Annotated in this window: 9 protein-coding genes; 3 read left to right on the top strand and 6 right to left on the bottom strand. The window is 57.2% G+C overall.

All coding sequences use genetic code 11. The annotated features are described in order from the left end of the window. Positions 1–55 precede the first annotated feature (55 nt). Both ACR0DT_RS19120 and ACR0DT_RS19115 read right to left on the bottom strand, forming a co-directional pair. Positions 56–946: a CPBP family intramembrane glutamic endopeptidase gene (locus ACR0DT_RS19120; RefSeq protein ID WP_480712285.1), complete on the bottom strand. Its 891-nt coding sequence runs from the start codon at positions 944–946 to the stop codon at positions 56–58. Next, positions 939–4,046 (bottom strand): ABC transporter transmembrane domain-containing protein, encoded by a 3,108-nt coding sequence (locus ACR0DT_RS19115; protein ID WP_480712284.1) that lies wholly within the window; start codon positions 4,044–4,046, stop codon positions 939–941. Before ACR0DT_RS19115 ends, ACR0DT_RS19120 begins: the two co-directional genes overlap by 8 nt. 242 nt (positions 4,047–4,288) lie before the next feature. On the opposite strand from ACR0DT_RS19115, the gene ACR0DT_RS19110 reads away from it, so the two are divergent. From ACR0DT_RS19110 to ACR0DT_RS19100, 3 genes are read left to right on the top strand one after another with little or no spacing between them, the layout of a single operon-like run. Further along, positions 4,289–5,050 carry a DUF6478 family protein gene (locus ACR0DT_RS19110; RefSeq protein ID WP_480712283.1) on the top strand — a complete coding sequence of 254 codons (762 nt, stop codon included), beginning with the start codon at positions 4,289–4,291 and terminating at the stop codon, positions 5,048–5,050. 11 nt (positions 5,051–5,061) lie between these two features. Continuing rightward, positions 5,062–5,415: a hypothetical protein gene (locus tag ACR0DT_RS19105; protein WP_480712282.1), complete on the top strand. Its 354-nt coding sequence runs from the start codon at positions 5,062–5,064 to the stop codon at positions 5,413–5,415. Positions 5,416–5,467: 52 nt separating this feature from the next. Further along, entirely contained in the window at positions 5,468–7,021 is a 1,554-nt protein-coding gene (locus ACR0DT_RS19100; protein ID WP_480712281.1) for an MFS transporter, read from the top strand. A gap of 43 nt (positions 7,022–7,064) precedes the next feature. On the opposite strand, the gene ACR0DT_RS19095 is transcribed toward ACR0DT_RS19100, so the two are convergent. The 4 genes from ACR0DT_RS19095 to ACR0DT_RS19080 all read right to left on the bottom strand — a co-directional run bounded on the left by ACR0DT_RS19095 (position 7,065) and on the right by ACR0DT_RS19080 (position 12,833). Continuing rightward, entirely contained in the window at positions 7,065–8,405 is a 1,341-nt protein-coding gene (locus tag ACR0DT_RS19095) for a S41 family peptidase (protein ID WP_480712280.1), read from the bottom strand. A gap of 6 nt (positions 8,406–8,411) precedes the next feature. After that, positions 8,412–9,542 carry a murein hydrolase activator EnvC family protein gene (locus tag ACR0DT_RS19090; protein WP_480712279.1) on the bottom strand — a complete coding sequence of 377 codons (1,131 nt, stop codon included), beginning with the start codon at positions 9,540–9,542 and terminating at the stop codon, positions 8,412–8,414. Continuing rightward, complete coding sequence (gpmI, locus tag ACR0DT_RS19085) at positions 9,539–11,056, bottom strand: 2,3-bisphosphoglycerate-independent phosphoglycerate mutase (protein WP_480712278.1); 1,518 nt, start codon at positions 11,054–11,056, stop codon at positions 9,539–9,541. The genes ACR0DT_RS19090 and gpmI overlap by 4 nt, the downstream gene beginning before the upstream one ends. Positions 11,057–11,144: 88 nt before the next feature. Then, positions 11,145–12,833 (bottom strand): sulfatase-like hydrolase/transferase, encoded by a 1,689-nt coding sequence (locus ACR0DT_RS19080; protein WP_480712277.1) that lies wholly within the window; start codon positions 12,831–12,833, stop codon positions 11,145–11,147. Positions 12,834–12,856 lie beyond the last annotated feature (23 nt).

The raw sequence follows: 12,856 nt of genomic DNA, 5'->3' as shown, positions 1-12,856 counted from the left end.
GGAACCTTGTTATGCGGCTTTGACGTCAAATAAGACGCTACGGAAGGAAATGCAATCAACGCCTGAGCGCAAGACGCGCAGCTAGCCAGCCGACAGTCATTACGGCGAAATCCACAAACAGCCATTGCCGCATCGCGCCGGTTTCAGTCATGCTGTCTGGCATCAGAAACAGGGCTAGTCCACTAAACGTTTCCGGAAGCGAGATAAAGAGTAACGCGACAGCATTATTCAAAAAGTGCAATGCGATAGCAGGCCCTAGTGTTCCAGACCTAGCAGTCAGATCCGCGGCCAGCACACCGAAGATAAAGGCCCAAACCGCCACCAGCAGCGCGTTTTCACCGGTCACGCCGGGCGCATAGTGACCCGCGGCGAACAAAACTGAAGGCAACCCCATCCAGATCACCGGAGACTGGAACCTGGCCGCTAGGGATTGCTGGATATAGCCACGAAACAGCACTTCTTCGGCGCTCGTTTGAATCAGGACAGCAATCACTGAAACAGGCAGCAAGAGCAACCACGTCGACAGGCTCAGGTTTTGCGTCAGCTCCTCTCCCATCCCGTAAGGTGGAAGGGTTACCATTACCAAACCCAGAATCACCAGAGCCCGTAAAACCCGCCAGAACTGGCGCACAAACAGGCTGCGGGGTCCAAGAATCGCAGACAATGACCGGTGCTGCATCTGCCGTACCGCGATGGCGACGCCCAACGTCAGGAAGCCGAAGCTCAGCAGCAAAACCAGCGTGGCCAAAGGAGAGGTACCGCGCAGAAGGTCCTGCGCCTGCTCCGGCTGAACCAAACCCCCAACAATTGCAAACAAAACGGTATTCAGCGCGACATATAGAACAAGGACAATGCCCAGCCCCACCGCAAGGCGCCACAACTCGGGTCGCGCGCGCGCGTTGCCCACAAGTTGCTCGTGGGCGGAATATGCGTCTGGGTCAGGCATTGTTGCCAGAGCTCTTGCCCTCGATGGAATGTGGTACGTCAGGGAAAACCTCTGACGCATTCTGAACGGTGTTGATCCTGTTGGACAACGTAGTCAGGTAACCTGCAACAGTCTGCAACAACCGAACCGCAACCGAAGCATCACTTTCGATTACGGCGCGCAATTCTTCGGCCCCAATGCGAAGGAATGTACAGTCCGTGGCCGCAGTCAAATCCAGTTGGCGGGTTTCTCCGGTGATGATAGACAGATCGCCGATCAATCGACCCGGTTCGATGATTGATATGGTGCGTGTGCCGCTGCCTTCATCAGTCCAGTCTAGGTTGGCTTGTCCCTTGATACACAGGTAAGCCGCATCAGGTGATTGCCCGCGACAGAAGATCATTTGCCCTTCAGCCGCCTCATACCACTGTGCCGAAAAGGCCAACAGGCGTTGGTTACGCGCATCAAGGCCCGAGAACAGCTCAGTCGAAGAAATAATTTGCAGCTTACGGCTCAAATCGGCTGAGGCACCGTCTTCGGAGTGGGTTTGCGTCCGCGAGACACCGTCAATCCGGCCATCTTTGATCTCGATGAACAGGTCATAGGCCTCGGGATGGGCAAAGTGATCCTCCATGAAGATCATGATTGAGTCGGGCAGCAACTCTCGCAGCCGCAGGCGTGTGCGCAATCGGCTTTGGGAATCGTGGCTGGCCAACGCCTTGTCAAGGATCAGGATGTCGGGGCGTTTGATCCCGGCGCGAGAGAACGCCGCACGCTCCTGGAACACAGTTGGCAAGTTGTTTCCGCCCAGCCCGGTCGGCAGATCGTACATAGTGGACGCGGCCCGACGGCGCAGACCCGCCTCATTTACCGCCTGGGCCACGACATCCTCAATCTCGTCGGCATGGGCACCGGCCATCAGGGACACCCGGCCATAAATCGCGTTTTCCATAACGGTCAGGCGCGGAATGTAGCTGTCAGGAGACAGCGGCACGAACATACCATCCAGCGCCCCACGTAGCCGTTCGGACTGATCTTTGCGGATGGACAGAATCTTGTCTTTGTATTCCTCAGGGAAATCTGGGCCGATTTGCTCGGCGGTCAGCAGGAACGGCAGCGTCAGCAACAAGGCACGCTCGTCCTCGGTGATCCCGTCTTCTCCTTTCGACTTACGTCGATCCTTGATGTCGAGTAGACGGTGATACATGTCCTTGGACATCCCAAGACGCAGGAATAGGGGGTGATCGGTGCCATCACGCCCAAAAGCCTGATCCAACGTCTCCATTACGGCGCTGGCCATAGACATGGCATCATCGGCAAGATCATGCAGCCCAAGCATGTTCTTGAACCGTTGATCATCGGCCAGCGACTCGGGTGTGATGTCACGGGACGGGGTCGCGAATAGCAGGTTGCCACCCAAGGGCACCGCCGGGTTAAAACGGTCCGGGTCGAACCGATAGACGTGCCGATCCAGCCCTTTTTCCCGCAGCTTTTCAGCAATCGTACCCCGCAGGTTGACCACGTCCTGCGCCAGATCGGGATGCAGGTTGGGATCGAACTGCGTGCGCAAAGTGCGACGCAGCATAAGCTCGTCCGTACCCATGGCTTCGACGAGTTGGAACCACCAGGCGCGAATCTCATCGACATTGTCCAGCCCGGCCAACTCGGGATCAATCCATTCATCCGTCAGCGAGTCCGTTGGGTTCCCCGACCGGGCGGCTTCGATCTGCCAGCGGCTTGGCGTTTTGACGGCATCGGCCTCATGCTGAGGATGCGGCCGTAGGGGCATCAACAGATTGTCGCCCAGCGTGCCATCGAACAGATAAGGTCTCGAATAGGCATAGCCAATCCGAGCCGCAATTACGACCTGATGCAGGTCTTTCAAATTGTGACCAGCCATGATCACGTCGCCCTGCACCGGCAAAACTTCACGCGTCAGCAGCTGAGCCAGCGCGTTGCGTTCCGCGGCGTGGGTCGACTGAATCGCAACCCGCGCGCCCTTGGGAATTGTCAGGTCGATATCTTCCAGAATGGTCTTACCGTCATCATCGCGCACGGTGACATTGCGTAGTTCTATATCGCCAGCCAGATGCGGAATAGTCTCGGGCTCACCCACGAATAGTTCTTCGGGGATCATGTTTGACGGTGCAAAGCGTTCGGTCACAACCTCCCACCGCAGGGACATGTCCTGTACCTGATTGTAGTAGGTCAGCAAGTCTTTCCACGGACCGCTGAGATCCTTGTAGGCCCCAAGCGCCGCGACCAGTGCGCCGACTGTTACCTCACCCGTGATCGCCAGATAGCCGCCGACCGAATAGAACAGGAAGGGCGTCATCTGCGTGATCAGATTGTTGAGGAACTTCATAAAGAACTTTTTGTTGTAGATCTTGAACCGGATCTCGAACAAAAGCCCCAAACGATGGCTGAACTGCGCCTGCCGGTATCGCCAGCCGCCATTGGTGCGTAAATCGCTGATACCAGCCGCGCTTTCGCCAATCTCAGAACTGAGGTTGCGCACCTCCTGAATGCGTTCCTTATTCAACAGGTTGATTTGACGCTGCAGCTTTGGGATCAGCCAGGCCTGCAGCGGGATCAACGCGACGCTGGCAAGGCCGAACCAGACGCTCTGCATGAACAGAAAAGTGACGATGGTCATCATCTGCCCGAACTGGAACACCGGCTGCGCGATCGCGTCGCCCATCAACCCGCCCATAGGCTCGGCTTCAGAGGTAATCATCGACACCAACTCGCCCTGGCTGGTGGTGGCGAAATAGGATTTCGGAAACCGCATGGTGCGGTGGATCAGAGTGAACCGCAATCGCCGCAACATACGTTCAGCCAGTACACCTTTCATCGTGTTGATGCGCATTTTCATCAACCCGCTGGCGATCACCGTGGCCAGAAATGCGAAACACAGGATCAACAGGTACTGCACCTGCGTCACAGTATAGCCAAGGATCGTCACCGTATCACTGGGTGCGCCAATGGCTCCGTTGATGATCTGCTTGGGCAATTCAAGCGAGGCATAGAGAAACGGAAACGACAATACCGTCAGAAACAGCAGAACAAGCTGTTGTTTCTTCGAGTGTTTCCATATGAAAGCGAACAGAGTGGGTTCCATACCCCGGCCTTGCCTCAAATCTTTTGGGTGCGTTTTTCGGATGATCCGCTGCAATCAGGTATCAGACGGTACGCACTGACCCGTTTGATTGCAAGAATGGCCGGGCTAACAGGTTTCAACGGGTTTGCCCATCCGCCCCAACAGTCACAAATTCGCGAGATTTGTCCCCCAGTATCGTTTATTCTCCTTTAAACCCTGCGTTGTCTTTGACTAAACAGGGTCACACTCTGAATGATGGGACCATGGGCAGACTTCTGGATCGCTATATTCAACGCCGCGCCGTCGAACGCTGGCGCCAGGCCCTGCGCGGGGCGTCTGTCACGCCCGAACCGCAGCTGCGTCAGCAGCGTGACGATGCACGCAAGCTGCGTACACATTTACAGATGTTGATCCATGAGGCCGACGGTCGTCTGTCCCGACCTAGAATCGGATCAACCCAGTTTCCCAAACCTCTCGGCACCGATTGGTGTTGGCGCCCGGACTTGTGGCGAGGACCGTTGGCGCGTCCGGGGATGGCCTCGGCCCGGCGCAAGTCACAAATAGACCAGCAGGTGACTTTGTTCCACGACTGTTCATTGGCCGAAATTGCGATGCGGCAAACCCGAAATACCCGCGACAAGGATTTGGCAGCGTTTGGACTGATGGTCGAAGTTTTCGGGTTTTCGGGATCCTTCCTATCCCTTTCTGTGGGATTGCCGCACGATGCTGTTCAGGGCTTGACCAAACAACATCTGATGCGGGTCGATACCTTGATCGAGGCCGAGCATTCGCTTGAAGTTTTCGCCCGCCTCAACATCCAACACGGGCCTAATGCAGAACAGGTTTTGCGCAAGTTGGATCTATCTGCACATTCCGCTTCGGTTGATTTCGATCTGGCGCATCTGCCTTTGAACGAGTCGCGGATCGAGAAAATCTGGCTGGACTTGATCTTTGAAAACCCGCAGATGAATCGAATTTCGCTGCGCGATCTGACCTTCTGCCGCCACCACCGCGCCGATTTGTGAGAGGTCCCGCCATGACGCATCCGACACTAAGGCCTATTCGGTTCGAAAACGGTCTTTGGCAAGGGCATCTGCAAACCGACGCGCAGATTGAGGTACTTTACCAGGGAGAACCTTTGGAGGACGTGCGTGTAACGCCTGCAGATGACGGATGGGCGTTGACCGTCCCCGTGCCCCTGGCCGCCCTGTCCGACGGTGTGCATTGCTTTATCATCGTGGACGCCGCCACATCTGAAAAGCTCGGGGATTTCACGATCATCGCGGGCGTTCCGGCGGCGGATGATCTACGCGCCGAAGTCGAGCTGTTGCGCGCGGAACTGGACATGTTGAAACGGGTATTCCGACGGGTGCAGAGCCCGGGCGAGTAATCCACGCCGGGGCAAGTCCCTATCTTTTCAAAACAATTCCGTGCATCCTTGAGTGACCCGCAGCAACCTGGGCAAGCTCATGGACCGCAGCAGTATCGTCAAAGTCATTGCGTTGATGGTAACGGGGTTTGGGATCGGCATAGACTTTACCGGTGCGCTGATCCTGGTTCCGGCCATCGAAAACAGTTTCGACGCCGATATCACCAGCACCCAATGGGTCCTGAACATCTATGCCCTGTTTTTTGCCATGACCATGGTTGCCGGGGGGCGGCTTGGTGACATGTATGGGCATCGCAAGATGATGCTGATCGGCCTGTCGATCTTTTTGTTCTCCTCTGTCATGTGTTTTGTGTCGCCGAGTCTGGATTTCCTGATCGTCTCGCGCGCTTTGCAGGGGATCGGTGCTGGATGTGTCTGGCCCTGTACGCTGGCCTTTGGCGCCACCAAAGTCTCGCGCCCCGAACATCGCGCCCTGATCATGGGGTTGATTCTGGCGGGCGTTACCTGCGGCAACGTCATTGGCCCTCTGATCAGCGGCACGGTGGTCAGTCTGGGGGATTGGCGGCTGTTCTTCCTTGCGAATGTGGTGTTTGCGACCATTTCGATGGTCACTGCCCTAGTGTTGATGCAGCGTGAAACCCAGCATAAACAGGGCGAACATATCGACGTTGCCGGGATGGCGGTTCTGTCTATCGCTGTCCTGCTTTTACTCTACGGGTTGGATGTGGGCGCCGATTGGGGTTGGACGTCGTCACCATTGCTGATGTTGTTCTTTGTCTGCGCTGTGCTGTTTGTCCTATTCCCGCAGGTGGAAAAACGGGTCAAGGAGCCGCTGTTGCTACCGCAGATGATGGCGAACAGAGAGTTCCGCATCACGCTGGGGCTAAACATGTTCAATGTCTCAGCCGCATTCGTGGGGCTGATGTATTTCCCGCAATACATGCAAAAGGTTCTGGGCTGGTCGACCTTGCAGTCCGCCTTCGGGTTGGCTCCTCTGACCGTTCTGCTGGCTGTGGGATCTATCTTGTCGGGTAAGCTATACAACGATTTCGGCCCCAAGCGGCTTTTGTTCTGGGGCTACCTGTGCGCCACCATCGGGGCGGCCAGTGTTGTTGTGATGCCTGCAGGGCTGGGGTATTTCCAGATCCTGCCTGGCATGGCGATGATCGGGCTAGGCGCTACACTGACGGTTGGCCCATCAGGAACCGCAGCTGTTTGCGCGGTAAAACCGGAACGGGCCGGTCTGGTTGGCGGGCTGAGCTTTATGACTCACCTTGTCTATGGTGCCATCTCGGTGGCCTGTGCGACCGCGATCATGTATCTGGCCAGTCTGCGCAGCCTTGGTGAACGTCTGACGGCAGCCGGGATCACCATGTCGGAAGCCGATCAGCGGGCCATTAACGGTGGCACCTTGACCACCTCGTCAGCCCAGGCAGTCATGGAGAAACTAAGCACAGGCGAGACCGAAAAGGTCAAAGCCGCCATTGCCGCAGCCTTTGACACCGGTATGAACATGGCATTCATTTTTGCCACCGTGTCAGTATCCGTCGGTGTCGTATTGGCAATGTTGCTGGATGAGGAAAAGCTGCACAAAGTGGAAAGCTGATCCGCCAAAGAAAAAGGGCCGCCTGTCTGGCGGCCCTGTTCGTTTACTGCGACGGCCCGTTCGGGTTGAAGGCCGACAGTCCCTTCAGGATGTCGATGGCATAGGCCAGTTGATAATCCTCTTCCCGCAGCTCGGCGGTAGCTTCTGCGCGGGCGCGGTCTTCCTCGATCTGACGAATCTCATCTTCGCTGAGGCTGTCATTATTCAGGCTGCCTCGCAGGTCGGCCTCGGACCGGGCAGGACGATTTGAGTCTTCTTCCTCTGTATCCGTTTCTGGGCGCGGTTGTTCGACGATGATGTCGGGGCTGACGCCGAGCGCCTGGATTGACCGACCTGACGGCGTGTAATACCGCGATGTGGTCAGGCGCATGGCCCCATCACCACGCAGGGGCATGACCGTCTGCACCGACCCTTTACCAAAACTCTTGGTACCAACAACGATAGCGCGACGGTGATCCTGCAGAGCACCGGCAACAATTTCGGAGGCCGAGGCCGAACCGCCATTGATCAGAACCACGATCGGCTTGCCTTCCGCCAAGTCGCCAGGCGAGGCGTTGAACCGCTCACCCTCACCCGGATCGCGGCCACGGGTCGAAACAATCTCACCCTCGTTCAGGAAGGCGTCCGACACCTTGATCGCCTGAGTCAACAGACCACCGGGGTTGTTGCGCAGGTCCAGAACAAAGCCGTTGACCTTTTCGATGCCGCCGGCCTCTTCAATCTGTTCATTTAGCCCTTCCTGAAGGTTCGGGAAGGTTTGATCGTTGAAAGTGGTCACACGCAGAACAACGCTAGTGCCTTCTGTGCGGGCGCGTACGGCTGTCAGCTTGATGGTGTCACGAATGATGGTGACATCGAATGGCTCGGGCTCACCCTCACGAACCACGGTAATGACAATCTCGGACCCGACAGGGCCGCGCATCAGGTCCACCGCCTTGTCGAGTGTCAGGCCCAGAATGCTCTCGCCATCCACATGAGTGATGAAATCTCCGGCTTCGATACCTGCCGCATCCGCAGGGGTGTCATCGATGGGAGAAACGACTTTCACAAAGCCCTCTTCCTGCGTGACCTCGATGCCCAGCCCTCCGAACTCACCACGTGTCTGCACACGCATCTGCTCCGCGTCGTCCGGAGACAGATAACTGGAATGCGGATCCAACGAAGTCAGCATCCCGTCAATGGCGGCTTCGATCAGTTCCTCAGGCTCTACCTCTTCGACATATTGGGCGCGGATGCGCTCGAAGATGTCGCCAAACAGGTCTAGCTGCTGATAGACGCTAGCGTTATTCTCGGCCTCTTGCGCCAGCAGGGGGCCTGCAATCTGAGTAGTTGCTACTACACCTGCCACGGTTCCGGCCAAAGCGGCCATCACAAATTTCTTCATACTCGTTTATCCATCCTTGCTGGTCCGAAACCACGATTCCGGGTCCACGGGGCTGTTATCTTGTCTTACCTCTATATAGAGCGTTTCTGACCGGTCAGTTCCAGTGCCATCACTGCTTGTTGACAAAATAGCGCCGATTTCGGGTGTTTCACCAGGCATCAGACCGACCGGAGTGCCCTCTGGGATTACTTGTCCGGGGTTGCCGTAGACCTCTTGCAGGCCCGAAAACACGAATAAAAGTCCGGGCTGAGGCTCTAAAATCACCAGATTCCCCAAATCCAGAAGCGGCCCGCGATAGCGTATCGTAGCCGCTGTCGGCGATGTCACAATTGCGCGGGGTCGGGTGCCCAGCACCACACCGGGGCGCTTGACCCCTGCCGCGTCCGTCTCACCGGCACGGTGCAACAGAACACCCTGCGCAGGCAAGGCAACCTCTCCCTTACGCTGGGAAATATCCGCGTTGGTTTCGGCGATCTCGCCTTCAGAGATCTCTGACAGACCGCTGGCAAACCCCTCCAAAGTCTCGGTGGACGAAATCAGGATTGCCGTTCGAACCGGGTCCTCGACAAAACGCACAGGCAGATTGGTCCGATCTGCTATGGCGGTGCTCAGCTGTGTGCGGGCAGTTTGAACTCCGGTCAGGCCCTCGGTCAGCGTGTCCGCGGCGCTTTGCTGTAGCTGCCGCAGGGTCTGCACCTCTTGCAGGTCATGGGCCAATTCTTGCGCACGAACGTTTAGGCCTGGTGTAACCTCGGATAGCATCATGCCTGCTCGGGCCGAGCCCAGTGGGCCCGAAGGATGCAGCATCAGAACCGGCGGCGCTGTTGTTTCGATGGTCTGCAATACGCCTAGTAACTGCGCGATTTCGTCTTCGCGATTGCGTAATTCCGCGGTCAACTGCGCCTCGCGCGTGGCAGCGCGGCGCAGACCCTCGCGCATGGCCGTCAAACCGGCCTCGTAGGCCTGAATGGTTTCGGTCAGGGCGCGCACGCGGTCGCGGGCACTGTTGGCCTCGGTCAGGGCGACGGAGGCATCTTCCAGCATTTGCGCCGCATTCAGCGCGGCTATGGACGGGTCGGTCTGGGCATGGACCGGCGTCGTAAACAGCAGTGCCAATAGAAGCCCGCGCAAGGTCATGACAGCAAGCTCTTACCGGTCATTTCGGGCGGCTGGTTCAGGCCCATCAACTGCAACAGGGTCGGGGCCAGATCGGACAAGCGTCCGTCACGCAGCGTTGCACCTTCCGGTCCTCCGACCAACGCCACGGGCACCGGGTTGAGCGTATGAGCGGTGTGTGGCCCGCCAGTTTCGGGGTCCACCATCATTTCACAATTGCCGTGGTCAGCCGTGACGATCATTGCACCGCCGGCCTTTTTCAGCGCAGCCACAACCTGCGCCAGGCCCTGATCCACCGCCTCACAGGCTTTGATCGCGGCATTCAGATCGCCCGTATGCCCAACCATATCCGGGTTGGCATAGTTGGTGACGATCAGGTCATATCCGGCCTCAATCGCCTCGACTAATTTTGCGGTTACCGCGGCCGAGGACATCTCGGGCTGTAAATCATATGTCGCCACTTTTGGCGATTTTGGCATAAAGCGGTCTTCGCCCTGTTCCGGCGTTTCCTTGCCCCCGTTGAGAAAAAACGTGACGTGTGGATATTTCTCGGTCTCGGCCAGGCGGAACTGACGCAGCCCTTGTTTGGCGACCCACTCGCCCAGCGTATTCACGATATCGCGCTTGGGGAAGACGGTGGTCATATAGGCGTTGTGGCGGTCCGAATACTCCACCATGCCCAGCAACGCGGACAGATGCGGGCGCGGGCCAGTGTCGAATTCTGCGAAATCTGGCTCACCAATCGCGCGCAGAATCTCACGCGCCCGGTCGGCTCGGAAGTTGAGACAGAAGACACCGTCGCCATCCTTGACGCCATCATAACCGGTCAGAACCGTCGGCACGATAAATTCGTCGGTTTCCGACTGATTATAGGCATGGTCGACCGCACCGTGGGCCGTGGCCGCAGTCCGCCCCTGCCCCTTGATCATCGCCTCATAGGCTTCGCCGACGCGCTCCCAGCGGTTGTCACGGTCCATTGCGAAATAGCGCCCGCTAACCGTCACAACACGCGCGCCTTTGGGCAAACGGTCCTCAAGCTCAGCCATGTAGGTAAAGGTCGATTTAGGAGCGACATCTCGCCCATCGGTGATCGCGTGCAATGCGACGGGAACACCTGCATCGGTAATGGCCTTGGCGGCCGCGATGATGTGATTCAGATGCCCGTGTACTCCGCCGTCCGACACCAACCCCATCAGATGTGCGGTACCGCCCGAGGCTTTTACCTTGTCAATGAAGTCCTGCAAGGCGTCGTTGTTGAAAAACGAGCCGTCTTCGATCGCCAGATCAATTTGCCCCAGATCCATTGCCACGATGCGGCCTGCGCCAATATTTGTATGGCCGACCTCGGAATTGCCCATCTGACCGCTGGGCAGGCCGACATCTGGCCCGTGCGTGATCAGAGTCGCGTGAGGCCCGTTGGCCATGATGGCATCGAACGTCGGGGTATCGGCCAGATACGGCGCGTTGGCCTTGGTGTCCTTTGACAGACCCCACCCATCAAGAATGCACAGGACGACGGGTTTAGGGGCGGTCATTATGGCTCTCCGGATTTCTGCTCTTGGTCGGTCTTTTACCGCCTGACCTTCGGCGGGTGAACCGCCTTTTGGCCTGCAGCGGGCAGAATTAATGCCGGGTCGGTTTATCCTTGTCGATGTATTCGGTGAATGGTCGGGCCTTGCGCCCCCGGTATTTGACTGTCAGCTCCAGCGGAACATCGTTTTCATCGTAAATGCCGATCATGATACCCGTACCCCCGCTTCGGGTTCGCATATCGATCAACTGCTGTTCGGACCGCGTGGTGCGCTGTGACGGGCGGCGCGCCCAGGCAAACAGGTGCTCATACATCTGCGCGATGACATCCGAATGGTCCGCGCTGTCACCTAGATCGATCAGTTCATTGGGATCGTTCTCAAGATCAAACAAGATCGGCCTGTACCCGCCTTCACAGTGAATCAGCTTCCATCTTTCATTGGCGACCATGAACATCACCGCATCGCGAACGGACGCGTTCAGCCTTTGCGCGATGGGGGATGCGGAATAGTCATATTCGCAGATTGCAACATCGCGGGGAATTTTGTCGGACCGACCGTGCAGGATCGGGAACAGGGAATGACCTTCCAGGATATGTCCGGCATCTTCACCACCTGCCACTTCCAGAAAGGTGGGGGCCAAATCAATCGACTCGACCAGCGCATCGCAGGTTGTACCACGCGTAGCGTCTGCTTCGGGTGACGGGTCATAAACAATCAGAGGCATTTTGGTCGAAGCATCGTGAAAGAAGGTTTTTTCACCCATCCAGTGATCGCCCAGAAAATCGCCGTGATCCGAAGTCAGCACAATCATCGTATCGTCCATTCGGCCGGTTTTTTCCATCCAGTCGAACAGGCGACCCATCTGGTCATCCGCCTGTTTGATCAAACCCATGTAAGCCGGGATCACCGCCTCACGGACATCCTGACGTGAAAAGGCCTGTCCGACTTTGGTGTCCATGAAGGCTCTGAGAACGGGGTGTGCATCCTCTCGTTCGGACTCGGACCGGACCACAGGCAGCACATGCTCGGGCCCGTACATCGATGCATAAGGCTCGGGGACCACATAAGGCCAATGTGGCTTGATAAAACTGAGGTGGCAGCACCACGGCCCGTCATTGCCTTCCATGAATTCAATGCCGCGGGTTGTCAGGTATGGCGTTTCACTGTCTTCTTCAGCGATATTTGCAGGCTCGGATGAGTTTTTCAGGAACCAGCCTGATAAAACGTTGCCGTCGGCGTCCAGACCGGAATTGGCAAAGTCATGCCAGGGGTTGTCGCTTTCATATCCTTTGTCCGAGAGGTACTGGTTATATTTCTTTGCCCCGTCCGGATCGTAAAACCCATCCGGTCCCTCAGCGCGCAACCCGTCGTCACGTTCGAATACATCAAAACCGCATTCCGCAACGCGGGCCCCAATGATGCTATCAGGCTCCAACCCCAAACGGGCCATCCCTTCGGCATCGGCGGCCATATGTGTCTTGCCAACCAGCCAGCAGTCCATACCCGCTTTTCGCAGGTGATCCCCTAACGTTATCTCGCCGACTTTCAGGGGGATGTTGTTCCACGACGCCCCATGCGAATGCACGTAACGGCCGGTATAGGTGGACATGCGCGAACTGCCGCAGATCGGAGACTGGATATATGCACGGTCAAACCGGACACCGCGCGCTGCCAGGCGGTCGATATTTGGAGTGTGTAAATGCGGATGGCCGTAGCAACTCAGGTAGTCCCAGCGCAGCTGGTCGAACATGATGAACAGGATGTTTTTTGCCTTAGCCAACGCAGTATCTCCCCGATTGTCGA

The sequence above is a fragment of the Ruegeria sp. BI11 genome, from assembly GCF_056538005.1.
Note: the sequence above shows the minus strand (reverse complement) of the source record. Positions and strands in the feature narration are given on the sequence as shown.

Coding starts and splice junctions, on each gene's coding strand:
- ACR0DT_RS19120 (WP_480712285.1), bottom strand. CDS start 946: ATGCCTGACCCAGACGCATATTCCGCCCACGAGCAACTTGTGGGCAAC.
- ACR0DT_RS19115 (WP_480712284.1), bottom strand. CDS start 4,046: ATGGAACCCACTCTGTTCGCTTTCATATGGAAACACTCGAAGAAACAA.
- ACR0DT_RS19110 (WP_480712283.1), top strand. CDS start 4,289: ATGGGCAGACTTCTGGATCGCTATATTCAACGCCGCGCCGTCGAACGC.
- ACR0DT_RS19105 (WP_480712282.1), top strand. CDS start 5,062: ATGACGCATCCGACACTAAGGCCTATTCGGTTCGAAAACGGTCTTTGG.
- ACR0DT_RS19095 (WP_480712280.1), bottom strand. CDS start 8,405: ATGAAGAAATTTGTGATGGCCGCTTTGGCCGGAACCGTGGCAGGTGTA.
- ACR0DT_RS19090 (WP_480712279.1), bottom strand. CDS start 9,542: ATGACCTTGCGCGGGCTTCTATTGGCACTGCTGTTTACGACGCCGGTC.
- gpmI (WP_480712278.1), bottom strand. CDS start 11,056: ATGACCGCCCCTAAACCCGTCGTCCTGTGCATTCTTGATGGGTGGGGT.